This is a genomic window from Ruania alkalisoli (assembly GCF_014960965.1).
Taxonomy (GTDB): domain Bacteria; phylum Actinomycetota; class Actinomycetes; order Actinomycetales; family Beutenbergiaceae; genus Ruania; species Ruania alkalisoli.
In genome coordinates this window covers 4,268,261-4,294,056 of the sequence record NZ_CP063169.1, presented here as the reverse complement: position 1 = coordinate 4,294,056, position 25,796 = coordinate 4,268,261, and the positions used below count along the sequence as shown (strand labels likewise).

The following is a 25,796-nucleotide window of genomic DNA, read 5'->3' as shown; positions in this document are numbered from 1 at the left end:
TGGTTCAGATGGAAAGCAGTGTGTGCCAGTGACCACGATGTGGACCCGGGCGGAGGCTTTGGAGCAGCCCGGAGGGCGGTGAGAAGATCGAACCAGTGCCCATCGGAGCAACCCGCCAGGAGGAACCGCTCATGCCGCTCCCGTACGACGACGCCGAGAAGTTCACCGCCTACGCCCACCCCGAGCGCCTGGTCAGCACCGACTGGCTCGCCGAGCACCTCGGTGACCCGGGCCTGGTCGTGGTCGAGTCGGATGAGGACGTGCTGCTCTACGACACCGGTCACATCCCCGGCGCAGTGAAGATCGACTGGCACACCGACCTCAATGACCCCGTCACCCGCGACTACGTCGACGGTGAGGGATTTGCCGCCCTGATGGCGGCCAAGGGGATCAGCCGCGACACCACCGTGGTGATCTACGGCGACAAGAACAACTGGTGGGCGGCCTACGCCCTGTGGGTGTTCACCCTGTTCGGGCACCCGGACGTACGCCTGCTCGACGGCGGCCGCGCCCTGTGGGTGGCCGAGGGTCGCGACTTCACCAAGGAGGTGCCGAGCCCACAGCCCACGGACTACCCCGTGGTGGAGCGCGAGGACACGGTGGTCCGTGCCTTCAAGGAGGACGTGCTCGGCTTCCTCGGCGGCCAGCTCGTCGACGTGCGCTCATTGCCGGAGTACACCGGCGAGCGCACCCACATGCCGGACTACCCCGACGAGGGCAGCCTGCGCGGCGGTCACATCCCCGGTGCGCAGTCCGTGCCGTGGGCTCGAGCGGCGAACGAGGACGGTACGTTCAAGTCCCGCACGGAGCTGGAGGAGATCTACCGGCACGAGAAGGGCCTGAGCCCGCAGGAACCGGTGATCGCGTACTGCCGGATCGGTGAGCGTTCCAGTCACACCTGGTTCGTGCTCTCCCACCTGCTCGGGTTCCCCCACGTCCGCAACTACGACGGCTCCTGGACCGAGTGGGGCAACGCGGTGCGCGTGCCGATCGTGCGTGGGGAGCAGCCTGGTGAGGTGCCCAGCGAGGTGCCTGCTCGATGAGCCAAAGCGCAGCACCCGCGCCGCTCCCGGAGGCGCTCGCGGCGATCGTTGAGGACTTCAACGCCCTCGGCGAACCGGACCGGCTGCAGCTTCTGCTGGAGTTCAGCGAGGGGCTGCCCGAACTCCCGGAGCGGTACGCCGAGCACCCGGAGCTGCTGGAGCCGGTGCCGGAGTGCCAGTCGCCGATCTTCTTGGTGACCGAGCTGGAAGGCGACGGCGGCGGGAACGGAACGGACGCCGTCGTGCGCCTGTTCTTCTCCGCTCCCGCGGAGGCCCCGACCACGCGTGGGTTCGCTGGCATCCTGCACGAGGGCCTGGACGGGCTGACCGCTGCCGAGGTGCTTGCGGTGCCCGACGACGTCTCCGACCGGCTCGGCCTGTCTCGCGCCATCACCCCGCTGCGCCTGCGCGGGATGGGCGGGATGCTGGCGCGGATCAAGCGGCAGGTGCGGGAGAAGTCCGGCGCCTGAGCGCCGTTATCCACTCGACGCGCCCTCCCCGCGGCCCGCTCCGGTGTCGCACGCTCCTTACAGTGTGCTCGTGAGCGTTCCCCCGTCAGCGCGCAGTGCGGCTCCGTTGGTGGCCGAGGAGAGGGGACTCGTGAGATAGACCGCGAGATGGGCGATCTCGGCGGGATCGAGGAAGCGCTGCACGAGCGAGGTCTGGTTGCCCGCGGCGATGGTGCGTTTGACGTCGTCGGTTGACGCGCCCTGGGCTTGGGCGATCTGCTCGACTACTCCGGCGACGCCGTCGGAGTAGGTCGGCCCGCCGAGGATGGTGTTCACCGTGACCTCGGTGCCACGGGTGAGCTTGGCCAGGCCGTTGCTCAGTGCGAGGGTCGCTGCCTTGGTGGTGCCGTAGTGGATCATCCCGGCGGGGACGTTCACACCCGATTCGCTGGCAATGAAGAGGATGCGCCCCCAGCCCCTGTCGAGCATGCCGCCCAGGGCGTGCCGGGAGAGCCGGACGCCGCTCATCACGTTGATATCGACGTAGCGTTGCCACTCCTGGTCGGAGATGTCTGCGAACTCCTTGACCTCGAACACCCCGACGTTGTTGACGAGGATGTCGATGGCGCCCAGACGGTCGAGCAATAGCCGGACCTGGTCCGGATCGCTGAAGTCTGCTGCGACGCCCGTGACGTCCGCACCAGGGAAGATGCCGCCAAGTGCGTCGACTGTCGCCCGCACGCGCTCCTCCTCGCGTCCGTTGACGATCACCGACGCCCCCTCTCGGAGCAGCGCCTCTGCGATCGCATAGCCGATCCCTTGTGTCGAGCCGCTCACGAATGCTCTCTTGCCTGCCAGTCCGAGATCCATACTGCCCGCTTCCTCACTGTCGCGATGTCCGCCACTTCACTTGCTCAGTCAAGTGAATGCTACGTCGTGCCACTTGACTGAGCAAGTCAATTCGCTCGCCTGCCAGTAGGCTTGCCGGATGACGAATCCCAGCTCACCGCCGGTGCTCACCGGTGAGGATCTCCAGACGTGGGCGGCCTTGGCGACGGTGCTGGAGTGGCTGCCCGCGGCTCTCGACGATCAGCTCCAGCGCGACTCCCAACTCACCCACTTCGAGTACGGGATCCTCTACGCCCTCGCCCACGCGCCGCAGCAGACACTGCGGATGAGCGTGCTGGCGGGATACGCGAACAGCTCGCTCTCCCGGCTCTCACGCGCGGTCGGTCGCCTCGAGTCGAAGGAGTGGGTGAACCGGAGGCCGGATCCCTCCGATGGCCGGTACACGTTGGCCACGCTCACTGACGCGGGTTCGGTGAAGGTGACCGAAGCGATGCCGGGGCACGTCCTCACGGTTCGGCGACTGGTGCTCGACCGCCTGACGAAGCCGCAACGTCGGCAGCTTCGCGAGATCTCCGAGCGCATCATGGGCGGGATCCGGAGCGAGGAGGGGTGGTCCCCGGCCTGAATCAGTGGGCCGAACGCTCAGCGGCTGGGGGCTCAGCGGGATACGTTCGGGGACTCAATGGTGCCCGTGCCCGGCGATCATCGACGGGTCCGCCGCTTCGCCCGGATTCACCACCACGAACTGCCCCATCAGGCCCTCGTCCTCATGCCGTAGCAGGTGACAGTGGTACATATACGGCCACTGCGGGTCCGCATAGTCCTCGAACCTCATGATCAGCTCCACCGCCCGCCCGGGCTCCAGGTACACCGTGTCCTTGTGGCCGCGCAGCTCCGGCGGCGGCGGTGACCCGCCCACGCTGAGCACCTCGAACTGCACGTCGTGCACGTGGAAGTTGTGCGGTGAGAGGTCGTCGTTGATCACAGTCCAGATCTCGGTGGTGCCCACCTCGACGGTCTCGTCAATGCGGGCCATGTCCATCTCTGCACCATTGATCTCCCGGTCCGAGAGCCGGAACTCCCGGCGCACCGTCGCGCTCGCGGCATCCAGCCCGAACGAGGTCAGCTCACCTGGCACGTCCTCCGACGGCGCCAGCTCACTCCCGGCCACGATCCGCAGCACGTCGAATGCGTCATTGGCCCCCACGGCGAAGGGCACGACCACGTTGCCCAGGTCCGGTTCGAAGGAGTGCAGCATCACCTCCTCACCCGGCTCCAGCTGCACCACCACCTCCGCACGCTCACCGGGTGAGAGGCGCACCTGCTCCAGCGCGACCGGCTCGCGCACCAGTCCGCCGTCGGTTGCCACCAGCGTGACCGTGCGGCCGGGAAGCCCGAGCGAGTAGGTACGGGCGGTGGAGGCGTTCAGCAGCCGTAGCCGCACCCGCTCCGTCCTCACCGGGAGCAATGGACCCACCACTCCGTTCACGGTGACGACGTCCCCCAGCAGTCCGACCTCGTTGCCACCGTCGTCGATCACCAACTCCCCGCCGTCGGAGAAGCTCTTGTCACCGATCACCACCGGGATGTCGTCCACCCCGTAGGTGTGCGGCAGTTGCTCGTGCACCGCTTCCTCCGCAGACCCGGGCGCCGGGTCCAGGTAGAACAGCCCGGTCAGCCCGCGGTACACATGCCGTTCCGTGGCCCCGTGCGGGTGCGGGTGATACCAGAGGGTGCACGGTGCCTGATCGATCAGCCACTCCGCCCGCCAGGTGTCGCCAGGCTCGATCATCTGGTGCGGGCCGCCGTCCATATCCGGCGGCAGGTGCATCCCGTGCCAGTGCGCGCTGGTCGCCTCGTCCAGATCATTCGTCACCTCGACGGCGACCCGCTCGCCCACCGCGGCCCGCACCGTGGGCCCGCCGTAGGAACCGTCGAAGCCCCATGTCGAGGTGCTCTGGCCCGGACGGAACTCATGCCTGCCCGGCTGTGCTGTGATCCAGAAGGTGCGGATACCGTCGATCATCTCCGACTCGGCCAGAGGCGGGATCGGCAGTGGTGTGTCGAACTGCTCCGGCTCACTTACCGCACTCGTGCTCGCCGAGTTGCACCCCGTGAGGCCCACCGCCGCGGCTCCAGCGCCGGCCGCCGCGAGAAATCCGCGCCGCGAGAGGCCGCTCATCGGGTACCCGCTCCCGGGCCGCGCAGCCGCTGCACCCCTGCCGCCACCAACCCCGCGAGGAACCCGAGCAGCGTCTGGCTCCCGATCATCTCCACTGCCACAAGCGGGACCGCGAACGCCGGCGTCCCACTCAGTCCCCCGCTCTCGGCGCCGAGCCCGGTCACCACCACGGACGCCACCACGGTGATCACCCCGGCCACCAGTCCGGTCAGGGTCAGGGTGGCGATCGGCCGGGCCACGTGACCCAGACCGACCACACCGATCCAGGCGCCACCGATTCCCGCGATCAGGAGCAGGGCGCGAGCCGGGTTGCCGATCGCATCGGCGAGCCCGGTCACGCTGGTCAACGGCCACAGCAACGTCAGGGCGGCGAGGCCGAACACCAGCGGCCAGGCGATCGGTGGACGGGGGCCGGACGGGCCGGACCGAGAGGGATGTGTCGAGTGATTCGTCATGACAATGACGCTAGGAATCATGCACCCTCGCCACATCCACCCCCTGTGGTCTCCTGCACTCGCCCCGTGTGGACAGGAGGTGTCGCTTGCAGGCGACACCGCACTCAGGGGACGTGCCCCCTGCGGTGGATGTGCGCCGTCGGTGGCTCTTCCTACGCTGGAGGTGTGACCGACACTCCGCACCCCTTCGGCGTGAGCCCGCGCGTGCTCGACGCGCTGCTCGGCATCGGGGTCGCCCTCGGGGTGGCCCTGGTGATCGCCGCCGAGGCCGACACCGGGTCGGGCCAGCCGCCCGCCGCCTACCTGTTCGCCGTCGCGTTCGGCGCTCTGATGGTGTGGCGGCGCCGCGCCCCCCGCCTGGTCCTCGCGCTGACGGTGCTGGGGATCTTCACCTACTACGCGCTCGGCTACCCGCCCATCGGGATCGCCTGGCCGGCCGTGGCCGCGACGTACTCGGCTGCCGAGCAGGGTCGCACCCGCACGGCGATCATTGCCGGTGCGGTGCTGGTGGCCGTGGCGGCATTCTTCCGGATCGACGAGGGCCTCCCGACGGCGTATCTCATCTCCTACGAGATGTTCACCAATGTGGCCCTGCTCGCTGCCGCCATCGCGCTGGGCGTGAGCGTGCGCACCCGCCGGCAGGCCCGCGTGCAACAGGCCCGGATCCTCGAGCTCACCACAGCCGAGCAGGAACGCCGCGCCGCTGCCCGCCTGCAGGACGAACGCGTACAGATCGCGCGCGACCTGCACGACTCCATCGGGCACAGCCTTTCCGTGGTGTCGATGAATGCCGGTGTCGCCGCCGAGGCGCTCGAGCAGGATCGCCCGACGGCGGAACGCGCCCTGGCGCAGATCCGCGAGTCCGCGGGCCAGACGTTGCGCGAACTGCGCGCCACGGTGCGGTTGCTGCGGTCTGCTCCGGATGCGCGCGAGCCGATCACCGCGCCCGGCCTCGCCAGCATCGCACCGCTCCTGGAGGCGGCCCGCGGCACCGGTCTGCAGGTGGAGGTGGACGTGCGGGTGCCGGACGGTTCCCTGTCCGGGCCGATCGATGCGGCCGCCTACCGCATCGTGCAGGAGTCCCTCACGAACGTCATCCGGCACTCCGGTGCCACCCAGGTCGCAGTCACCGCCACCCTGGTCGACGCTTGGTTGGTGCTGGAGGTCCGCGACGACGGCCGGGGCGCCACCACCGCCCAGGGCGCCCACGGCGCACTCGAGGTAGCCGACGGTGCAGACACCTCCAGAACGCACGCTCCGCCGTCGGGAATCATCGGTATGCGGGAGCGGGCCACCCTCCTGGGCGGAACTCTCACCGTGGGGAGCGCCGAGGACCGGGGTTTTGCCGTCCGGGCTGAGCTGCCTGGCAGGCTTGAACCATGATCTCGCTGGCGCTCGTGGACGACTCCGCCCTGGTGCGCGCGGGTTTGCGCACCCTCGCCACCCATGATGGTGACATCGACGTAGTGGCCGAGGCCGGTACCGGGCGCGCCGGGGTGGCCGAGGTGCGCCGCACCCGCCCGGACGTGGTGCTGATGGATCTGCGGATGCCCGAGGTGGACGGCATCGAGGCCACGCAGGCGATCTGCGCGGACCCGGAGTTGGATCAGGTGCGGGTGCTGGTGCTGACCACCTTCGACGAGGACGCTGAGATCCTCGCGGCGGTCCGGGCCGGGGCGAGCGGCTATCTGCTCAAGGACGTCGCGCCGGAGGAACTGCGCGAGGCGATCCGGACGGTGGCAGCGGGGGATCGTGCCCTGGGTGCCGCGGCGCTGCGGGCGCTCGTGCAGGCCGTCAGCGACCACCGCCCCGCCGACCCCGACGACTCAGCGCTCGCCCGGCTCGCCGATCTGACCGCCCGGGAACGGGATGTCCTCGCCTGCGTGGGGCGCGGTCAGTCGAACGACGAGATCGCCGCCACTCTCTTCCTCAGCCCGGCCACCGCGCGCACCTATGTCAGCCGCCTGCTCGCCAAGCTCGACGCGCGTGACCGGTCCCAGCTGGTGGTGCTCGCCTACGAGAGCGGGTTGGTCCGCCCTGGCTCGTAGGAGCTCACCTCTTCGTCCTGCCCAAGCCCAGGCCCACCGCGAGACCGATCGCGACCCCGATCGCGATGCCCATGGCTAGGTTGTCGATCGCCACACCGATCGCGGCACCGATCCCGGCGCCGAGGGCGAGGCCCAGGCCCAGCCACCGATTCCCGTCCCCTGACGCCCCAGGTCGCGACGGTTCCTGCTGCTTCTCGTCGGTCATGGAAGCGACGCTAGCAGCACCCTTCTCCTACGATCAGCGGATGAACCACTGGCGCTGGGCCGATCAGTTCGCTCCGACCGGCATCTACCTGAACGCGGCCTCGATGGGCCTGCCGTGCCGTGGCACCCGGGAGGCACTGGCCGCTCACGTGCAGGCGTGGACGGACGGCCGGGTGCAGCCACAGGATCTGGATGCCGTGGTCGCCCGGTGCCGAGAGCTGTATGCCGGGCTGGTGGGCCTCGACTTCCGTACCGTCGCGATCGGGAGCCAGGCGTCGGCGATGATCGCCCCGCTCGCCGCGTGGGTCCCCGACGGTGCCGAGGTGCTCGTGGCCCGCGGCGAGTTCACCTCCGTCAGCTTCCCGTTCTTCGCCCAGCAGGCGCGCGGGGTGCGGGTGCGGGAGGTGCCGCTGGCGGATCTGCCGACGGCGGTGGGCCCCCAGACCGCGCTCGTCGCCGTGGCGATGGTGCAGTCCGCCGACGGGGCGATCCTCGACCTTCCGGCGCTGCGGGATGCGTGCGCTGCTCACGGCGCCGAGATCCTGCTCGACCTCACCCAGGCCGCAGGCTGGCTCCCGATGGACCTCGACGACGTCGCGTTCACCGTGTGCGCGGGGTACAAGTGGCTGCTGGCACCGCGGGGAACCGGCTACCTGAGTGTGCGCGAGGACCTGATCGACGCCGTGGTCCCCTCGCAGGCCGGGTGGTACGCGGGCGAGGACCGGTGGTCTTCGATCTATGGCGGGCCGCTGCGGCTGGCTCAGAGCGCCCGCCGGTTCGACGTCTCACCCGCGTGGCCCGCCTGGGTGGGCGCGGAACCTGCGCTGGAGCTGTTGACCGAGATCGGGATCGCGGCGCTGCATGGACATGCCGTCGGGCTCGCGAACCAGTTCACTGCTGGGCTGGGGCTGGCGCCGACCGACTCGGCCATCGTCTCGCTCCCGGTGACCGAGAGCGGCGCAGCAGCACTTGCTGATGCCGGCATCGTCACGGCCGGGAGGGCGGGGAAGGTGCGCTTCTCCTTCCATGTGCACACGAGGGCCGACGACGTGGGGCGGGCCGTGGCGGTGCTGGCCGGCTCCGCTCCAGACGTGGGGTAGCGCGGACGTCGACAATGCCATCGTTATCGCTCGGCTCGCCGATCTGGATCCGATCCGTCAGTTTGTTGCACAGACTGCCCGCGCCCTGACCGCGGACTGACCGGCGCCCACCGCCCGGACGCTCTACCGTGTGCCCATGGGAGCCCGCACCGGTGGAGCGGCCGTGGCGGCGACCGCCGTGCTGGTGGTCGCCGACCTGGCTGGCGCCCTGGCTCGCACCGGCGTGGCAGGCCGGGCGATGCCGCTGCCGGGTTCGGCTGACGCGCGGGAGTACTTCCTCGACTCCCCGGTGGCGACCCTGGTGGCCGGTGCGATGGCGCTGGTGGCGGCGGGCGCACTCGCCGTACTCGCGACCGCCTACCGTGAGCTGACCCGCCACGCGCGGCGGGCCGGCCCGATCGTGTCAGGGGCCGTCCTCGTGCTGGGGGCCGCCGGCCTGGCGCACCTGGCACTGGGTGTGCTGGCGCCGGTCCTACCGGCGACGGCGGTACATGCCCTGCACCTGGTCGCCGCTCTGGGTGGCGGGGTCCTGCACGTGGTGACGCTCGGACTCGTGGTGACGGTGCTCGCCCGGTCCTACGGGTGGACACCCGGACTCAGGGTGACGGGTGCGATCGTGGGGTGGGCCGCCGTCGGGACCCTCCTCACGCTCGTGGCCGCGGACCTCGTTCCTTTCGCGGGTGTTGCGCTGCTGGGACTGCTGGTGTGGCTGGCGTTCGCCGCGCACCAGTGGGCGTATGCGGACCAGCGGCACTGAGGGGGCAGGTCAGCCTTCTTCGCCGATGGCCTTCGCGAAGCAGCGGGAATCGAGGTCGTCCTCGTATGGGGGGTAGTTGTCGATGATCCGGTACCCCTCCGAGGTGTACAGGCCGATCGCCTCGGGTTGCTGGATACCCGTCTCGAGCACCAGCTGGCCGAGCTGACGTTCCTTCGCCACGGCTTCGAGGGCGCGCAGGATCTCCTTGCCGATTCCCCGGCGGCGGTGGTCGGGGTGGACGTACATCCGGTTCAGCTCACCGGTGCCGGCCTCGAAGCCGGGGGCCGGGTCGCGCAGCACGCCGCAGGCGATGGCTTCCTTGGACTCGACATCGCGGGCGAGAACGGCAACGGTGACAGTCTCGGCGTCGAGGTGGCTGGCGTGCTCACTGTCGCCGTAGCGGGCGTCGATCTCCCGCTCCTGGTCGGCCACGAGCCGCTGCAGGTCAGGATCGGTCCAATCCACACGTTCCATGGCGACCATGGCACCTCCAGGAGAGTGAAGCGGGTTTTACGCTTACTTGGCGAGTTTGAGGGCTGCGCATCACACGGTAGCCCACCGTGGTGACACCAGCATCGAGGCGCCCCCGGCAGAACCAGTCTGTCATGGCTGCCCTGGGAGGCCGAGCGCCAGGTCCAGCGGCCGCCACGGAGGAATCCCGCTCCGGTGTTCGAGTCGGTGTGATGCAGGGCTCACCGCCGGGGGATCGCACCACCCGCGCTGCGCCAGTACAGTCGGAACTGTGACTTCACACTATGACGTCGTTGTTCTCGGAGCAGGCCCCGGTGGTTACATCGCCGCGATCCGCGCGGCTCAGCAGGGGCTCAATGTGGCTGTGGTGGAGCGCAAGTACTGGGGTGGGGTGTGCCTGAACGTCGGCTGCATCCCGTCCAAGGCCTTGCTGCGCAATGCCGAACTGGCGCACACGCTCAACCACGAGAAGGACAAGTACGGCATCACCGGCGACGCGTCGATGGCCTACGGTCCTACGCATGCCCGCAGCCGGAAGGTCTCCGCCGGCATCGTCAAGGGCGTGCACTTCCTGATGAAGAAGAACAAGATCACCGAGGTCGACGGGTGGGGCACGATCACCTCGAACACCTCGATGTCGGTGGCCGCCGAGGACGGCTCCACCAGCGAGCTCACCTTCGACCACCTGATCATCGCCACCGGTGCCGTCACCAAGATGCTGCCGGGCGTGCAGGTGAGCCAGAACGTCGTCACCTACGAGGAGCAGATCCTCGACGAGAACCTGCCGAACTCGATCATCATCGCCGGCTCCGGCGCCATCGGCGTGGAGTTCGCGTACGTGATGAAGAACTTCGGCGTGGACGTGACCATCGTGGAGTACCTGGACCGCATGGTGCCCACCGAGGACCCGGAGATCTCCAAGGAGCTTGCCAAGCACTACAAGAAGCTCGGTGTGAAGGTGATGACCTCCACCAAGGTCGAGGCCGTTGAGGACACCGGCTCCGGTGTGAAGGTCACCGTGAGCCCGGCCGCCGGTGGCGACCAGCAGGTGATCGAGGCTGACAAGCTGCTCTCCGCGATCGGGTTCGCCCCGCGGCTGGAGGGTTATGGCCTGGAGAACCTCGGCGTCAAGACCACCGAGCGCGGTGCCATCGAGATCGACTCCCGCGGGCGCACCAGCGTGGAGAACGTCTTCGCCATCGGCGACGTGACCGGCAAGCTCATGCTCGCGCACACCGCCGAGGCGATGGGCGTGGTGGCCGCCGAGACCATCGGAGGCGCCGAGACGCAGGAGATCGAGTTCGACTTCATCCCGCGCGCCACGTACTGCCAGCCGCAGATCGCTTCCTTCGGGTATACCGAGGAGCAGGCGAAGGAGAAGGGCTACGACGTCAAGGTCGCGAAGTTCCCGTTCTCCGCGAACGGCAAGGCCATGGGCCTGGGCGAGCCGGTCGGCTTCGTCAAGGTGGTGGCCGATGCGCAGTACAACGAGATCATCGGTGCGCACCTGATTGGCCCGGACGTCACCGAACTGCTCCCGGTGCTGACCCTCGCGCAGCGCTGGGACCTCACCGCGGACGAGGTCTCCCGGAACGTGTTCGCCCACCCGACCCTGGGCGAGTCGGTCAAGGAGGCCGTGCACGGCATCGCCGGGCACATGCTCAACCTCTGATCAGTCCGGTCAGTCGGGCGCTCACGCGCCCTCATGTCAACGCAGGCGGGCGACGGCGGAACTCACCTTCCGCCGTCGCCCGTTTCGTGTGTGCGCATCACCCTGAATGTGAGCGCGAACATCGCAATCGGGGGAATGTTGCGATTGTGCAACGGCCCTACCGTCTGCCGCATTCACCATGCCGATCGGCTGTGTCGGGGTTAGCCTGCAGCACAGGTGGGCCATGGTGGCCTACCGAATCGGACGAAGGAGTCTGCAGATGACGCAGTGCATGCGCCGGAAGGTTGCGGCGACCAGTCTCGCCGCGACGGGAGCGCTGCTGCTTGCTGGGTGCCTGCAGCAGCCCGGCAGTGGCAGTGGCAGCGGATTCGGACCGGACAATGCTGAGACGGACAGCGACGGGGTCGTGACGATCCTGGGAGCGTTCGGCGGCGCGGAGGCTGAGGCATTCAACGCCTCGCTCGAAGAGTTCGAAGAACGGACCGGTATCGACGTCGAATACACCTCGGACCAGGACTTCACGAACACCATCCGGGCTCGGACCGGCTCCGGCCAGGCGCCGGACGTCGCGATCTTCCCGCAGCCGGGTGGCCTGATGGAACAGGCTGCGGCAGACGCAGTCCAGCCGGTTGACCTCTATCTCGACATGGCCTCGCTCGAGGAGACGCTGGTCCCGGGATTCCTGGACGCAGCGACCGACGAGGACGGGCGTGTCTACGGGGCTCCGATGCGCATGGCGGTGAAGTCGCTCGTCTGGTATCCGCAGGATGCGTACGCGGCAGGCGGTTACAGCACCGAGCCGGAGACCCTGGACGACCTCGCCGATATCGCCCAGCAGATCCGCGACGACGGCGTGGCGCCGTGGTGCATGGGGTGGGAGTCGGACCAGGCCACCGGATGGGTCGGTACGGACTGGATCGAGGAGTACATGCTCCGGCTGCACGGTCCGGAGGTGTATGACCAGTGGACCTCGCACGAGATCCCGTTCAACGACCCCCGGGTGATCGAGGCCTTCGATGCCTACGGCGATCTGATCTTCGAGGACGGGAACGTGCTGGGTGGGCCGTCGAACGTGCTCGCCGTGCCGTTCAGTGAGGCGATCCTGCCCGCGTTCGAGGAGCCGGCCGAGTGCCTGATGGAGCGACAGGGCAATTTCATCACCGGCTTCATGCCCTCGGAGATTCAGGCGAACCTGGACTCCGAGGTGGGTCTGTTCGTGTTCCCGCGGTCGGCATCCGGTGACTACACCGACCAGCCGATCCTCGGTGGTGGCGACCTCGCCGCTCTGATGAACGGTGACGACCCTGACTCGATCTCCGTCATGCAGTTCCTCACGTCGGACTCGTTCGGTGGTCCGTGGGCGCAGGCCGGCGGGTGGCTCTCCCCGCACTCCACCTTCGATGCCAGCCTCTACCCGGACGAGCTCACCCGGCGAACCGCTGAGATCGTCGCTGACGCGGATGTCTTCCGCTTCGACGGATCGGACCTGATGCCGAACGCCGTCGGTGGCGGGACCTTCTGGACGGGCATGGTCGACTGGGTGAACGGTGCCTCGGCCGAGGATGTCACGACCGCGATCGAGGAGAGCTGGCCGGTAGGCGAGGGAGAGGACTCGTGACCGCCACCGTCGCGCCGGCGGAGTCGCCTCCGCGCAAGGTTGGTGGGGCCCGTCCGGCGCGAATCGTCGTAGGTGTCATCGGCGCGGTCGTCGTCGCGTGGGCCGCCGCGAACGTCTTCCTCGCGCTGGCGTACTACCCGGAGTGGTTCTTCGACAACCGGCTCCTGATGGCCGTGATCGGCATGATCGCCGGTGTCGGGGGAGCAGCACTGCTGTTCTACTTCGTGAACGTCTTCATCGAGGGGCTTCCGCAGCGCTTCTCCGAGGGTGTCATCCCCTACGTCTTCGTATTCCCCTCCTTCTTCCTGCTGGGTTTGGTGCTGGTCTACCCGACGGTGCAGACCGTCAACTACAGTTTCGCGAACAACGACAGCACCGCCTATGTCGGATTCGACAATTACGTCGCGATCTTCGGCAGCGGCGAGTTCTGGCTGTCGCTGACCAACAACGCTCTGTGGTTGATCGTCGTGCCAGCTGTCACGGTCGTTGTCGGTCTAGTCGTCGCCTTGTTCGCGGACCGGCTCTCGGCGCAGGGAGAGAAGGTTGCCAAGAGCTTCATCTTCCTGCCGATGGCTATCTCGTTCGTGGCGGCGTCGACGATCTGGGCAATCCAGATCTACAGCCCCAATCCTGACGTCGGGCTGCTGAACTCGATCGTCACAGGTCTGGGCGGGGACGCGCAGAACTGGATCCGGGTGGACACACTGCGGTTGAACTCGTTCCTGATGATGGTGATCCTCATCTGGATGCAGGCCGGATTCGCCATGATCCTGCTTTCCGGGGGGATCAAGGGCGTTCCGGAGGAGACGCTGGAAGCGGCCCGTATGGATGGTGCGAACGAGGCGCAGGTGTTCTTCCGCGTGATCGTCCCGCAGATCAAGGGCACGATGATCACCGTCTTCATCACCGTGACGATCCTGGTGCTGAAGGTCTTCGACATCATCTACGTGCTCACCAACGGTCAGGCCAGCACGAACGTGATCGCCAACCTCTTCTTCCAGGAGTTGTTCACCTTCCAGCGCGCCGGCCGGGCGTCCGCGATCGTGGTGGTGCTGCTGATCCTTGTGACGCCGATCCTGATCTATCAGGTGCGGCACTACCGGAAGGAGGCGGCGCGATGACCGCCACCGCTCAGGTCTCCAGGGCCAAGCCCAAGCGTCAGCCCTCCTACATGAAGGACGGTCGTCCCCGCAGTTGGACCTCCATCATCGTCACGGTCCTGCTGGCGATCCTCTGGTCGATCCCCACTCTCGGGCTGCTGATCAATTCGCTGCGCAGCCGGGATGACATCGTCAGCAGCGGCTGGTGGACGGTCTTCACCGACCCGTTCGGCCAGGGGTGGACCTGGGACAACTACGTCGGGGTCTTCACCGGTGCGGCAGATATGGGCGTCGGTTTCCTCAACACCGTCGTCGTGGCCGTGCCGGCGACGATCCTGCCGATCATGTTCGCTGCATTCGCCGCCTATGCGTTCACCTTCCTGGACTTCAGGTTCAAGGAGACGCTGTTCGTGATCATCGTTGGCGTGATGGTGGTGCCGATCCAGGTGGCATTCCAGCCGATGCTGAACATGCTCGGGCCGAACGGGATCGGGATCTCGGGTGAGTTCGTGGCCACGTGGCTGCTGCACACCGGGTTCGGGATGCCGCTGTGCGTGTACACCTTGCGCAACTACATGTCGACGCTGCCGTATTCGGTAGTCGAGTCGGCCAAGATCGACGGCGCCAGCCATTATCAGACCTTCTGGCTGCTGGTGGCGCCGATGGCGATGCCGGCGATCGCTGCGTTCGCGACGCTGCAGTTCCTGTGGGTGTGGAACGACCTGCTCATCGCCAAGTTGTTCCTGGCCCCCTCGAACGCCACGGTCATCGTGCAGCTACAGCAGCTGCTCGGTACCCAAGGCCAGGGCGAGGAACTCCTCTCGGCCGGCGCCTTCTTCTCGATGGCCTTGCCGATCCTGGTGTTCTTCTTCCTGCAGCGGTTCTTCGTCCGTGGCCTGACTTCGGGTTCGGTGAAGGGTTAGGCCGCAACACCCCCAGCAGCGAAATCCCTCGTCGTTCTGGTCACGGCGCAGCAACCAGAACGACGAGGGATTTCGCTGCGTCAACGCAGCAGACTGCGGAGCTGACCGGCGTCGATGGTCTCCGTCGGCGCGAACGCAGGCCCGCCGATGTAGGCCAGGAGGCTGGCCCGCAGTTGCCGGGCCGCGAGCCGGTCGGCGCCCGGATCGAGGTTGAGCGAGCTGACAACGATCCTGCCCTCGCCGAGCCGGGCCTCGACCAGGCAGCCCAGGCGGCGCGCCTCGAACCACGTGTCGATCGGCTGCACGAGCGGGCGCAGCGAGCCTGGCAAGCCGTCGAGCAGCATCGCACGAGCGCCGTGCAGCGGCTCCCACCACTGCCAGGACGTGTGGCCCTCGCTCGGGAAAGCGCCGAACACCGGGTGCGTCGGATCGTGGGTGATGCCGAGGGTGTGGGGAGCCTGCCCCTTCGTCCACGCCGTATTCCAGAACACCGGGGTGAACCCGAGCGCGATGTCGTTGCCGATGCTCTCCGGGGTGAGTTCGAGCAGCACATCCTCGCCCGCTGTAGCCCGGTCGATGGCGTGCTGCACATCGGACGTGGTCACCAGCCCGGACGGTTCGACGTCGACAGCAGGGTAGACCCACAGGTCCCAGTCGTTCTCGTGCACGGCACCGGAGGAGTCCGCGATCGTGACCACCAGCGTGACCCTGGCAGGCGCGGTCAGGCCAGTGGCCGGCGCGACCACCGGCCCCAGCCGGGTGCCGTTGCCCACAGTGATCTCCTGCTCGGCGACGACACCGTCCAGCAGGGGCGCGCCGTCGTCGGCTCGCAGGCTCCAGCGCACCTGCGCATGCAGGGGAGCGGGACCGAAGTGGGCTACCTGAACATCGAAGGTGATCTGCTCGTCGGCGGCCCAGATGCGGCGGGGAAGGCGTGCCAGCGGCACGGTCGGCCCGCAGAAGCGGGAGAACTCCTCGGCGGTGCAGTACCCCTTGGACTCCCAGAACGGGTTGAGCACCCCAACCAGCGCAGTGCCCTGGCCGGGGAAGTCGGACAGTCCGAGCAGGTGGAAGCCGCCGAAGCCCTCGGTGCGCAGCGCCGCCTCGATGTCCTCCTTGTAGCAGAGCGCCTGCAGCTTGCCGGAGGCGTGGAGGAACTCCTCCGCCTGATCGGCCATCCCCGCCTCGCGCAGGAAGTCGGCGAAGATGCCGAAGTTCCTCGGCTGCATCAGGCCCGTGTAGCGCTCGACCTCGGAGAAGTCCGGGTAGGCACACCACTGCCCGATCTCGTGACTGATCACGGGCCGATCACGCACCCATTCGGTGTAGTCGGACTCGGTCTCCGGTGGGCGGCCGTTCAGGCGCGACTGCAGCCCCTCGCCCCAGCGGTGCGCTCGGGGGTGGGGGATGTTGTCGAAGTCGTTCTCGGGAATCGCCGGCCACCCCGCGCCGGAGGTGTAGAGACGGCGCGGGTCGTGCGCGCGCCATCCGGCGACCCACGCGGCGAGGTGCTCGACGTCACGGCCGCCCGGCTCGTTGCCGTGCGCCATCATCACGAACGAGGGATGGTTGCCGTACTCGCGCAGGATCCGCCGGGTCTCCTCGGCCAGGAAGGCGTCCACGGGCCGTCCCTCACCGATGGCCGCGCCCTGGTTCGCCCAGATCGGGCCCTCGACCTGCAGGTAGAGCCCTGCCTCGTCGGCGGCGACGAAGGCAGCCTCGGGTGGGCACCAGGAGTGGAATCGCAGCAGGTTGAGCCCGTGCGCCTGCACGGTGGCGACGATCTCGCGCCACGAGTCGACGTCGGTGGGCGGGTAGCCCGTGAGCGGGAAGACGCAAGACTCGAGCGTGCCGCGGATGAAGGTCCGGCGGCCGTTGATCGTCACCTGAGTACCGTCGGTCGCCATCTCCCGCAGCCCGAAGGTGGTGCGGACCGTGTCGCGGCTTTCGGTGCCGTGGATCTCGGTGGTGAGTCGCACTGTGACCTCGTACAACGCCGGGTCGAACTCGTCCCAGGTGGCTGCGTCCTCACCGAGCGGCAGGTGGACGTCCACGTGCGCGCCGCTGGCGGTCAGACCGCGCTCGCTCAGGTCGCGGCCATATTCGGCCTCGAACTCGGCGGTGACCGGGCCGACGTCGGTGGTGCCGGTGGCGCCGGTGGCGCGGTGACAACGCGCGGTGACCTCGACGCGCCCGGTGCCAGCACTGCGGCTGCCTGCGGTGATGTCCACCTTCACCAGGGCGGAGCGAGTGGCGAGTTCGGGGAACACCCGCACCTGGCTGATCCTCGCCTCGGGCTGGGCGGTGAGGGTCAGCGCCCCGACAACGCCGTTCCAGTTGCCCTGCGTGTGATCGGAAACGCTGTGCGCGTTCGGGCCGACGTCGACCACGGCCCGGTTGTCGACGCGGATCGTGAGGCGGTGGGTGCCCGGGGAGAGCACGCCCAGGTCAAACCGGTGCGCCGTCGTCAGGCTTCGTTCGGAACCGATGCGGTCGTCGTCGACCCAGACGGTCGATTCCCAGTGCACGCGTTCCAGCGCAAGCTCGACCCGGCTGTCCTGCCAGTCCTCGGGCACGTGGATCTCACGCTGGAACCATGCTGCGCCCTGGTAGTACACCTGCGGCTGCAGCCAGAACGGCACGGCGATGTTGCCAGGCTCGCGATAGGGGGCGTAGACGTCGTCCGTGAAGTAGGAGCGGTCGACGATGCCGCCGGTCCACGGGGTGTCGACGGTGACGGGATCTCCGAGACCCTGGTGCTGGACGGATCCGGGAAGGGTGATCGTTGTGGACTCGCCGGGAAGATCGCGACGGAACCACTGCTCGAGCTCGCCGACGCCGTCGCGGTCGAGGGCGCATTCCCATCGACCGGCCAGATCGAGGATCCGATCGATGGGTTCGGTGTCGCTGGTGAGCTCGGGAGCGCGGGAGTGGTCAGGCATGGAGCACGTCCTTCAGCGGTGGAGGTCAGGGCCAGATGTAGGCGCAGCGATGACCCGTGCCGGGGCATCTCGAGGAGGCACTGTCGATGCTAGGGAGCCCCGTGGAGGTAGTGAAGGGATGATCCGGTGCTGAGGCTGGACGATTCGATGATCGGCCGGGTCGAGTCATACCCGCCGTGATATCCACGCGCGCGGCCGCGCCGCTGCCGAACGCGACGTGTGCGACGTCCTGCGCTCAGAAGATGCCGCACACGTCGGCGTTCGGCGGTGGATGGCGGGATGAGTCCGGCTACGGCGTGAACTCGGCGGTTGTGGCGTACGCACGCATCGCCTCGCGCACGTACTCCGCGCCGTCAGAGCCCCCGTAGTTCTTCCCGAACCGTGGGTCGGCGACGTACATGTCGGCCAAGCCGAGGTAATACGCCTTGCTCACTGTGCTCACTGACTGACCCAGCCACAGGTGATGACGCCGGCACAGCTCGGCGACCTCGGCCGAGTCCGGTGCAGTACCGGCCTCGTGAGCAGCGATGAAGCCGGCGGCGATCTGCTCCTGCTCGGCCTGGAACGCAGCCTTCTCCTGAGCGGAGAGCGATCGCCACCAGGTGTCGCTGGACTGCCAGGCCTCGCGCCCCCAGCGCTCGGTGACTTCGTTCTCGTACTGGGTATGGTCGAAACCGTCGAACATCTCTGATGCCATGAGATGTTCACCTCCTTCTCTCTTGGTCAACGTGGTGCGCACCGACGCGATCCGGCGTTCCAGCCGGCTGCGCTCGAGTTCGAGCAGCTCCAGATGGGTACGCAGGGCCTCGGCCTCACTCTGATCTCCCGCCAGCACCTCGGCGATGGCGGGCAGCGAGAGCCCGAGCTCGCGCAGCAGCAGAATGCGCTGCAGCCGCACGAGCGCGTCGGTGTCGTAGTACCGGTACCCGTTGGCACCGATCCGCGCCGGGGGGAGCAGGCCGATCTGGTCGTAGTGGCGCAGCGTGCGGCTCGTTGTGCCGGTGGCACGGGTGATCTCGTGCATGGACCACTCGGTCATCTCGGTCATGATGCTCCCTTCGGTTCGAACGCACATGAGTCTCGACGTTGACGTTGCGTCAAAGTCAAGTGCATCACGGATGCGGCGGCGTACGGAGGTGTGCAGGGGCGCGTCAGGATGTGCGCGGGTGTGCGGGATGTGCAGATGGCCGCCGGCGAGGGAGGCGGTCCTCTCACACCAGGCGGAACCGGCCGCCGTCCTCGACGATCTCGCGGAGCACGGCGCGCTCGTTCGGCGTGTCATTCGGCTCGTGCCAGGTGACGAGCAGGCGCCCGTCGTGGGTGCGCAGCACCATGCCGTGCCCGCCGTCGCGGTCCCACAGGGGCTCGGCGAGCTGTTCCCACGGCCCGGTCACGTGCCCACTGCTCGAACGGGCCAGTCCCATCGTGTACCCGGTCGCGCCCATCGTGGACCACAGCATCAGCAGAGTCCCATCCGGCGTGCGGTGCAGGAAAGGGCCGTCGGTGACGTAGCACGCGAACCGGTACGTGGCCGCCTTCTCCGCCGTCATGCTGGGCCGCAGGTCACGTGCCCACGGCGCCTCGGACGCGTTGAAGAGGAACTGTGGGCGGCCGGCGGCTGCACGCAGATCCGGCGTCAGGCGTACCGCGTGCATCCCCCCGTCGTGCACCTGCTGCCACTCCTGGCAGAAGACCATCCACGGGTCGCCGTCGGCATCCACAAACAGCGTGCCGTCCAGGCACTGCCATGCTGGCGGCGTCAGCGCACCGTCGCTGTGCGGCTGGAACGGGCCGGCGGGCGTATCGGCGATGAGTGCGTGCGTTCCCCGCATCACCTCCGGGCCGTTCACCGTGGCGAACATGACGTAGCGACCGCGATAGGCGTACACCTCAGGAGCCCAGAACTGGGTGGTCCCCACGAACCCGGGCGGCGGCCGGAAGGCCGGGATCGGGCCTTCCCAGTGTTCGAGGTCCGTGGAGCGATAGGTGTCGAATCCGGTGCCCGGACCGGACCAGATGTTCGCGTCGGTACTGCCGTAGAGGTAGTACTCGCCGTCAGGGGTTGGGAGCACGAAGGGGTCGCGGATCTGGATCTCGGCCAGGCGGGGCATGCGGTGCAGGATACGCGGCAGTACGGACGCGGGGGAGGTCTTGCCTCGCAAGCCGATACTTGGATGTCCGTTCTGATCGCATGGGCGTGCAACCACATGGCGGGCCGATGTCACCCTCGCTGATGTGGTTGGCAGGTGCCGCCTTTGCGGGCACCTGACGCTTGGCGTGGCCACGGCTGGACCGGACCCTATTCACCAGCTCCGTAGCCCGTGCTTTGGGCCCAGGAACGCGGGTGCCGTGTGCGACATCCGTTCGATGTCGGTGGTCGATGATCTACTTCAGATACCGCGCGAAGGGTAGCTGAGGAGGTGGTTCACGATGGCCGCAGACACATCTGGCTCCGGTGGTGCGCCCGCTGCCGCACCGGCCTTGCGTGAACGCTTCGCGGCTGCCCGGGCCGAGGATCGGTCGGCGCCGTCGTGGTCCGTTGATGCACTGTCCTCGCAGACGGCCTCCGTCGTGGCCGAGGCTGCACCTGATGCCGGGCTGCTCGGTCTCCTGGAGCAGGAGTGCGACGGCTTTTCCACGCCGGATGAGGCACTGCTCGTCGAGCTGATCGCCGCAGGCGATCGGCTCCTCAACCACGTCGCCTCGCTGCAAGGCCAGTTCGTGGTGGAACTGATGGAGCGCCGTCGAGGCTCGATTGGAACCACCCGTACGGTGGATGAGCTGGCGGCCCGCCTCGCCACCACGGGCTATGGCGCGGAGACTTTGGTGGGCCGGGCCGAGGCGTTGGTCGAAGCGCCCGATGTCCGCGATGCGCTCCATCGTGGTGTGCTCACGCCGCGCAAGGCAGAACTCATTACCGACGCCACTCGCGATCTGAAGCTCCAGCAAGCGCGAGCGATTCAGCAGCACGGGGTGGCCTTCGGTGAGCAGCACACGGCACCACAATTGCGACGCGAGCTCGATGCCGCGGTGCTCGCCGTCGACCCGGAGGGCGCCGAGCGTGCCCGTGAGAAGGCCATGAGCCGACGGCGGGTCGTGCGTGAGCCTGCACCTCACCAGATGGAGTGGTTCAGTGCCCTGGTCTCGGCCGAGGCGGCGGCCATGGCCTACACCGTGGTCGACGGGCTGGCAGCCGACTGCGCTGCCGATGACACCCGCACACTTGATCAGCGGCGTGCCGACGCTTTCGCCGATCTCTTCCGGGACGTTCTCACCTCGGGGTACACACCAGGAGGTGGGCGGATTCCGAGCAGGCACGGTCGGGCTCCAGCGATTCGCATCACCGTGACCGAGGCGGTGCTCGCGGGGGATGACGAGAGCCCTGCGGTGCTGCATGGCTACGGGCCCATCAGCGCGAAGACTGCGCGCCGCCTCGCCGTGGACGCGACCCTCGAGTGGCGGTTTGCCAGTGGACCTGCGCTGCGTGCCTCGGGTTCTCCCGGCGTGCCGAGCGCTTCTGTGCCGCGCGCTTCCGGCGCAGCGAGTGTGCCGGGTATGAGCAGAGGCGATGAGGATTCGGGTAGGTATACGCCCGATGGCCTGCTCGACTGCTGTGTGCAGCAGGGACGCGACGGTCCTGGCCCTCCAGCTGGTCCCTCTGATGACCCCTGGTGGCGGTATGACCCGATGAACAGCGTCCTTCCTCGTGGTCGTCCACCGGGCACACCTGACGGAACCGATGCCCGGCACTTGATCGGTTGGGTCCACCAGCGTGGGCGCAGTGGTCACGATCCGTGCTCGTTGCTGGCCAGCGGACTGGGCCTGCTCGCCTCCGACTCCTATCTGCCTGCGCAGTATGTGCGGGACGCGATCCTCGAGCGAGACCTGACGTGCCGCTTTCCTGGTTGCCTCGTGCCCGCATGGCGTTGCCAGATCGACCACATCGTGCCCTTCGATCCGGCTCTCGCGGCGTGGGCGCAGACGGTGGATTCCAACCTGCACGCACTCTGCCGCCGACATCACCAGGCCAAGACCGAGCGTGCCTTCGAGGTGGAGCGGGATGCCCGAACCGGGATCACGACGTGGCGTACTCGCACCGGTCACGTGTACATGCGACTTCCGGAGCACGCTGACCTGAGCGTGTTGAGTGCACAGCTGCGTGAGGACGCTGCCGCCATCTGGACGGGGGTGGAGCCTGAGGTCGAGGAGGACCGGCCGGAGCGCGGCTGGGACGAGTTTGAGGAGGACAGACCGGAGCGGTACGAGCCCGGGGAGGACGGCGTTGACCGCCAGTGGGATGGACTTGGGGTGAGAGGTGCTGACCGCGGGTGGGACGGATCTACGGGCTGCTCGGATTGGGCGCCGATGTAGGCGCGCCAGTACGGTGGCACCGTGCCAGAACTGACCGCTATCGCGTGGGTGCTGCTCGGCATCTCCGCCGTTCTGGTCGGCATCTCCAAGACGGCGCTTCCGGGCGCCAACACCATCTCGATCGCGATCTTCGCGGCGCTGCTACCGGCCCGGGAGTCCACGGGAGCGCTGCTCCTGTTGCTGATCGTCGCAGACGCGTTCGCGATCTGGACCTATCGCAAGCACGCAGACTGGGCAGTACTGCGCCGCCTGGTTCCGACGGTCCTCGCGGGCCTGGTGCTCGGGGCTGTCTTCCTTGCCCTCGCCGATGACGCTGAGGTGCGCCGTGTGATCGGTGTGATCCTGCTCCTGGTCATCGGCATCACCATCTGGCGACGACAGGCAGAACGGCGCCGGGACGTCCGAGCTGCGCGGGAGGCCGCTGCGTGGGAGGCGGCTGCGCGGGAGGAAGATGCCCATGAGGCGGCTGGGGTAGGTCAGGGGACAACCCTCGGCTCTCAGTCATCTCCGCACGCCCCGCCATCTCCACACGCCCCTGTGGCCGGACGGGCCGCCCAGCACGTCCAGGCCGGGATCTACGGCACCCTCGGTGGCTTCACCACGATGGTGGCCAATGCCGCCGGACCGGTGATGTCCATGTACTTCCTTGCCTCGAAGTTCTCCGTGAAGACCTTCCTCGGCACCGCTGCCTGGTTCTTCGCCGTTGTGAACCTGGTCAAGCTGCCCTTCTCGGTCGGGATCGGGCTCATCACCGTCCCGACGCTCCTGATGGACCTCGTGCTGGTGCCCACGGTGGTGCTGGGCGCCTTCGTCGGCCGCTGGCTCGTCGCCCGGATGAACCAGGCGCTGTTCGAGCGCCTGGTGATCGCCCTGACGATCGTCGGCGCTGGCTACCTGCTGTTCTGACCCGCTGTTCTGACCCGCCGCCCATGGGCCGAAAGTTCGGCACCTTCGCCCCTCATGGGCCGAACTTTCGACCCTTTCACCCCTCATGGGCCGAACTTTCGGCCCGTGAGCGGGCAGGTGGCGCCGTCGGAGAGGTCGGTTGGCGGTCGTCGAGGGAGCCCGACGAATCCCGATCGCTGTGCCGCGGGGCGCGGCGCGCGAGATGATGCCTGCATGGGACGCGAGGAGTCAGGGCTGCCGGAAGAGCGGCGCACGCGTCTTCGGGCTGCGATGCTCTCGACCTTCGGCGCTCTGACAGTGATCGCGGCCATCGCTGCCGTGTACGCCCTCGCCATCGGGTTCCCCGTCGTCTCCGCGACCCCGGTGGAGGCGGTCGCGATCGCGGGCGAGCGCGATCTGCTCGTGCGTTACCAGGTCGGCTCCTCGAGTTGCCACGACCCGAACGGTGTCGAGGTGCTCGAGACCGAGGAGACTGTGGAGCTGCAGGGCACCCGGGTGGATCCGACCGGAACCCGCATCATCGGCAAGGGGTGCACCGACGATCTGCTCAGCGCCGTCGAGACCGTGCGCCTGGACGACCCGCTCGGCGACCGGCGCATCGTCCGGCCCGACGGCACTGAGCTCGAACCGGTCGACCAGGCCCAGGTGCTCGGGCTCGCGGAGGACACGTGACATCGGCACCTCACATCGGACCGCCCCCGCGCGTCTACCTAGCGTGAGACCGTTCGAACAAGTCGTCGCCGAGCACGGCGCCACCGTGCTCCGGGTCTGCCGTGCCGTGGCCGGGCCTGACCATGCCGACGATGCGTGGTCCGAGACGTTCCTTGCCGCCATGCGCGCCTACCCGGACCTCCCGGCCGAGACCAACGTGCAGGCCTGGCTGGTGACCATCGCCCGGCGCAAGTCCATCGACACCCACCGCGCCCGTTCCCGGACCCACCCCACCGACCAGGTGCCCGAACGTCCGAGCACCCACGGTCAGCCCGGTGGATGGGAGCGCGACCTGTGGGAGGCGATCGGAGACCTCCCGGCCAAGCAGCAGTCCGCCGTCGTCTACCACCATGTGGCTGGTCTCCCGCACGCCGAGGTGGCAGCCCTGCTCGGTGGCACCCCGGCCGCCGCCCGCCGCGCCGCCGCCGACGGCATCGCCCGCCTGCGCCGCACCTACCTGGAAGAAGTCCGATGAGCGCATCTACCGCACCGTCTGCCCACCACGCCGCGCGTGAATTCACCCCCCTGCCTGCCCAGCATGAGCCGCGGCACCTGAGCCCCCTGACTGCCCTGCCCGCCTTGACCGCCCTGCCCACCCTGACCACTCCCGACGACGACGCTCACCTGCGCGACCTGCACACCCGTCTCGTCCGCGAGGCAGAAGAACACGGCCAGCTGGACGTGGCCTACCGGACGGTGAGCTCCGCCGTCGGGGATCTGCTGCTGGCCGCCACGCCCGCGGGCGTGGTGCGTGTGGCGTTCGCGCAGGAGGACTTCGACGTGGTCCTGACCGAGTTGGCCGCGCGCCTGAGCCCACGGGTGCTCGCCGCCCCGAGGCGCCTGGATGCTGCCGCTCGCCAGCTCGAGGAGTATTTTGCAGGCTCCCGACGGCGGTTCGACGTCCCGATCGACCTCACCCTGGCGGCCGGGTTCCGCCGCCAGGTACTGCAGACACTGCAGACACTGCCGACGATCGCCTACGGCCGCACCGCCAGCTACGCGGAAGTCGCCCGCGCGGCGGGCTCTGAGCGTGCCGTGCGGGCGGTCGGTAGTGCGTGTGCGACCAACCCGGTGCCCGTGCTGGTGCCCTGCCACCGGGTGGTGCGCAGCGACGGAACCTTCGGTGGCTACCGCGGCGGGGTGGAGGCCAAGCGGCTGCTCCTCGGACTCGAGGGCGTCACGGCGTAGCGCCCGCTGCCGGGGCCGGGCGCGCCGAACGAGCGGCTGCGATGAACCGCCGCGCCAGATCCGGATCGGTGGTGGCATAGGACCCGTCGTCCGTGCTGCCCAGCGCGAGGGCCGCGTTGGCCGGCAGCAGGCGCCGACTGGCTGAGCCGTGCACCGCGGCCACCCCGGTCTGGGCGAGTGCGGGCACCGTCTCCGGTCGCACGCCCGACCCGGCCATCACAGCGATCTCGTCGCCGCAGGCCAGCACCATCGACCGCAGCACGTCGAGCGCCTCGATGGCCGCCGGTGCGCCGCCGGAGGTGAGGATGCGGGTCACGCCGAGCCCGCGCAGCTGCCTGGCCGCGCCGGCAGGATCGGGCATCGTGTCGATCACCCGGTGCACGGTCACCTGCGCACCGCCCGCCGCGGTGATCATCGCCTCGATCGCCGGCAGGTCCAGCCTGGTCCCGTCGGCGGTGGCTGCCCCCACCACCACGCCGTCCGCACCACGCTCGACGGCGTCCCTGCAGTCGGCGAGGATGACGTCCAGTTCTGCCTGGTCATAGTGGAAGTGCCCTGCCCGCGGGCGCACGAGCACATGGACCTCGGGGCCACCGGCGGCGCGGGCAGCGACAGCGGCGTCGATCAGCGCGGCAGACGGGGTGAGACCACCCAGGTCGAGTGCGGTGCACAGCTCGATCCGGTCAGGGCGCAGCTGGGCGGCCGCAGCGACGCCTGCCGGATCCTGGACGGAGAGCTCGACCTCGAGTGCGGTCATCGTGGAGGGTCCTTTCCTGCCCGGGTGCGGGCCATGACGGGGATGCTGAG

Annotated in this window: 25 protein-coding genes; 16 read left to right on the top strand and 9 right to left on the bottom strand. The window is 68.5% G+C overall.

The window, feature by feature from the left end; genetic code table 11:
- Window positions 1-131 precede the first annotated feature (131 nt).
- Both IM660_RS19040 and IM660_RS19035 read left to right on the top strand, forming a co-directional pair.
- Window positions 132-1,043, top strand: coding sequence for a sulfurtransferase (locus IM660_RS19040; protein WP_193499525.1), 912 nt, complete (start codon window positions 132-134; stop codon window positions 1,041-1,043).
- Window positions 1,040-1,513 (top strand): SufE family protein, encoded by a 474-nt coding sequence (locus tag IM660_RS19035; protein WP_193497321.1) that lies wholly within the window; start codon window positions 1,040-1,042, stop codon window positions 1,511-1,513. Before IM660_RS19040 ends, IM660_RS19035 begins: the two co-directional genes overlap by 4 nt.
- Before the next feature lie 57 nt (window positions 1,514-1,570).
- On the opposite strand, the gene IM660_RS19030 is transcribed toward IM660_RS19035, so the two are convergent.
- Window positions 1,571-2,329: an SDR family NAD(P)-dependent oxidoreductase gene (locus IM660_RS19030; RefSeq protein ID WP_246465039.1), complete on the bottom strand. Its 759-nt coding sequence runs from the start codon at window positions 2,327-2,329 to the stop codon at window positions 1,571-1,573.
- Window positions 2,330-2,480: 151 nt separating this feature from the next.
- On the opposite strand from IM660_RS19030, the gene IM660_RS19025 reads away from it, so the two are divergent.
- On the top strand, window positions 2,481-2,966 hold the full coding sequence (locus tag IM660_RS19025) for a MarR family winged helix-turn-helix transcriptional regulator (RefSeq protein WP_193497319.1): 486 nt from the start codon (window positions 2,481-2,483) through the stop codon (window positions 2,964-2,966).
- Between the two features lie 54 nt (window positions 2,967-3,020).
- Here the strand turns inward: IM660_RS19025 and IM660_RS19020 are convergent, their stop codons facing one another.
- Window positions 3,021-4,523, bottom strand: a complete 1,503-nt coding sequence (locus tag IM660_RS19020; RefSeq protein ID WP_193497318.1) for a multicopper oxidase family protein — start codon at window positions 4,521-4,523, stop codon at window positions 3,021-3,023.
- Window positions 4,520-4,978, bottom strand: coding sequence for a hypothetical protein (locus IM660_RS19015; RefSeq protein ID WP_193497317.1), 459 nt, complete (start codon window positions 4,976-4,978; stop codon window positions 4,520-4,522). Before IM660_RS19015 ends, IM660_RS19020 begins: the two co-directional genes overlap by 4 nt.
- Window positions 4,979-5,143: 165 nt before the next feature.
- On the opposite strand from IM660_RS19015, the gene IM660_RS19010 reads away from it, so the two are divergent.
- Both IM660_RS19010 and IM660_RS19005 read left to right on the top strand, forming a co-directional pair.
- Window positions 5,144-6,361: a sensor histidine kinase gene (locus IM660_RS19010; RefSeq protein ID WP_246465038.1), complete on the top strand. Its 1,218-nt coding sequence runs from the start codon at window positions 5,144-5,146 to the stop codon at window positions 6,359-6,361.
- The gene (locus IM660_RS19005) at window positions 6,358-7,026 is read left to right on the top strand and encodes a response regulator transcription factor (RefSeq protein WP_193497315.1); all 669 of its coding nucleotides are present in this window, start codon (window positions 6,358-6,360) and stop codon (window positions 7,024-7,026) included. The genes IM660_RS19010 and IM660_RS19005 overlap by 4 nt, the downstream gene beginning before the upstream one ends.
- Window positions 7,027-7,030: 4 nt before the next feature.
- Here IM660_RS19005 and IM660_RS19000 read toward each other — a convergent pair whose 3' ends face one another.
- Window positions 7,031-7,231 carry a glycine zipper domain-containing protein gene (locus tag IM660_RS19000; RefSeq protein WP_193497314.1) on the bottom strand — a complete coding sequence of 67 codons (201 nt, stop codon included), beginning with the start codon at window positions 7,229-7,231 and terminating at the stop codon, window positions 7,031-7,033.
- Window positions 7,232-7,271: 40 nt separating this feature from the next.
- On the opposite strand from IM660_RS19000, the gene IM660_RS18995 reads away from it, so the two are divergent.
- Entirely contained in the window at window positions 7,272-8,330 is a 1,059-nt protein-coding gene (locus IM660_RS18995) for an aminotransferase class V-fold PLP-dependent enzyme (protein ID WP_193497313.1), read from the top strand.
- A 136-nt stretch (window positions 8,331-8,466) separates the two neighbouring features.
- Complete coding sequence (locus IM660_RS18990) at window positions 8,467-9,087, top strand: hypothetical protein (RefSeq protein WP_193497312.1); 621 nt, start codon at window positions 8,467-8,469, stop codon at window positions 9,085-9,087.
- Between the two features lie 9 nt (window positions 9,088-9,096).
- Here the strand turns inward: IM660_RS18990 and IM660_RS18985 are convergent, their stop codons facing one another.
- Entirely contained in the window at window positions 9,097-9,561 is a 465-nt protein-coding gene (locus tag IM660_RS18985) for a GNAT family N-acetyltransferase (protein WP_193497311.1), read from the bottom strand.
- 268 nt (window positions 9,562-9,829) lie between these two features.
- Here IM660_RS18985 and lpdA point away from each other — a divergent pair, with 268 nt between their 5' ends.
- The 4 genes from lpdA to IM660_RS18965 all read left to right on the top strand — a co-directional run bounded on the left by lpdA (window position 9,830) and on the right by IM660_RS18965 (window position 14,871).
- A complete protein-coding gene (gene lpdA, locus IM660_RS18980; protein WP_193497310.1) occupies window positions 9,830-11,230 on the top strand; it encodes a dihydrolipoyl dehydrogenase in 1,401 nt (466 codons plus the stop codon).
- A 259-nt stretch (window positions 11,231-11,489) separates the two neighbouring features.
- A complete protein-coding gene (locus IM660_RS18975) occupies window positions 11,490-12,848 on the top strand; it encodes an ABC transporter substrate-binding protein (protein ID WP_193497309.1) in 1,359 nt (452 codons plus the stop codon).
- Window positions 12,845-13,969: a carbohydrate ABC transporter permease gene (locus tag IM660_RS18970; protein WP_246465037.1), complete on the top strand. Its 1,125-nt coding sequence runs from the start codon at window positions 12,845-12,847 to the stop codon at window positions 13,967-13,969. The genes IM660_RS18975 and IM660_RS18970 overlap by 4 nt, the downstream gene beginning before the upstream one ends.
- Window positions 13,966-14,871 carry a carbohydrate ABC transporter permease gene (locus tag IM660_RS18965; protein WP_246465036.1) on the top strand — a complete coding sequence of 302 codons (906 nt, stop codon included), beginning with the start codon at window positions 13,966-13,968 and terminating at the stop codon, window positions 14,869-14,871. Before IM660_RS18970 ends, IM660_RS18965 begins: the two co-directional genes overlap by 4 nt.
- Before the next feature lie 80 nt (window positions 14,872-14,951).
- Here IM660_RS18965 and IM660_RS18960 read toward each other — a convergent pair whose 3' ends face one another.
- From IM660_RS18960 to IM660_RS18950, 3 genes are all read right to left on the bottom strand, one after another.
- Window positions 14,952-17,813: a sugar-binding domain-containing protein gene (locus tag IM660_RS18960; RefSeq protein ID WP_193497308.1), complete on the bottom strand. Its 2,862-nt coding sequence runs from the start codon at window positions 17,811-17,813 to the stop codon at window positions 14,952-14,954.
- Between the two features lie 289 nt (window positions 17,814-18,102).
- Window positions 18,103-18,861: a MerR family transcriptional regulator gene (locus tag IM660_RS18955; protein WP_193497307.1), complete on the bottom strand. Its 759-nt coding sequence runs from the start codon at window positions 18,859-18,861 to the stop codon at window positions 18,103-18,105.
- A gap of 163 nt (window positions 18,862-19,024) precedes the next feature.
- A complete protein-coding gene (locus IM660_RS18950) occupies window positions 19,025-19,924 on the bottom strand; it encodes a glycoside hydrolase family 43 protein (protein ID WP_193497306.1) in 900 nt (299 codons plus the stop codon).
- A gap of 319 nt (window positions 19,925-20,243) precedes the next feature.
- On the opposite strand from IM660_RS18950, the gene IM660_RS18945 reads away from it, so the two are divergent.
- From IM660_RS18945 to IM660_RS18925, 5 genes are all read left to right on the top strand, one after another.
- Entirely contained in the window at window positions 20,244-22,184 is a 1,941-nt protein-coding gene (locus IM660_RS18945; protein ID WP_193497305.1) for an HNH endonuclease signature motif containing protein, read from the top strand.
- A gap of 21 nt (window positions 22,185-22,205) precedes the next feature.
- Entirely contained in the window at window positions 22,206-23,090 is an 885-nt protein-coding gene (locus IM660_RS18940) for a sulfite exporter TauE/SafE family protein (protein WP_193497304.1), read from the top strand.
- Between the two features lie 213 nt (window positions 23,091-23,303).
- Complete coding sequence (locus tag IM660_RS18935; protein ID WP_193497303.1) at window positions 23,304-23,762, top strand: hypothetical protein; 459 nt, start codon at window positions 23,304-23,306, stop codon at window positions 23,760-23,762.
- A 43-nt stretch (window positions 23,763-23,805) separates the two neighbouring features.
- Window positions 23,806-24,276: an RNA polymerase sigma factor gene (locus IM660_RS18930; RefSeq protein ID WP_193497302.1), complete on the top strand. Its 471-nt coding sequence runs from the start codon at window positions 23,806-23,808 to the stop codon at window positions 24,274-24,276.
- Window positions 24,273-24,989 (top strand): methylated-DNA--[protein]-cysteine S-methyltransferase, encoded by a 717-nt coding sequence (locus IM660_RS18925; protein ID WP_193497301.1) that lies wholly within the window; start codon window positions 24,273-24,275, stop codon window positions 24,987-24,989. The genes IM660_RS18930 and IM660_RS18925 overlap by 4 nt, the downstream gene beginning before the upstream one ends.
- On the opposite strand, the gene IM660_RS18920 is transcribed toward IM660_RS18925, so the two are convergent.
- On the bottom strand, window positions 24,979-25,746 hold the full coding sequence (locus tag IM660_RS18920; RefSeq protein ID WP_193497300.1) for a copper homeostasis protein CutC: 768 nt from the start codon (window positions 25,744-25,746) through the stop codon (window positions 24,979-24,981). The two genes, IM660_RS18925 and IM660_RS18920, sit on opposite strands and share 11 nt — an antisense overlap.
- Window positions 25,747-25,796: the final 50 nt, after the last annotated feature.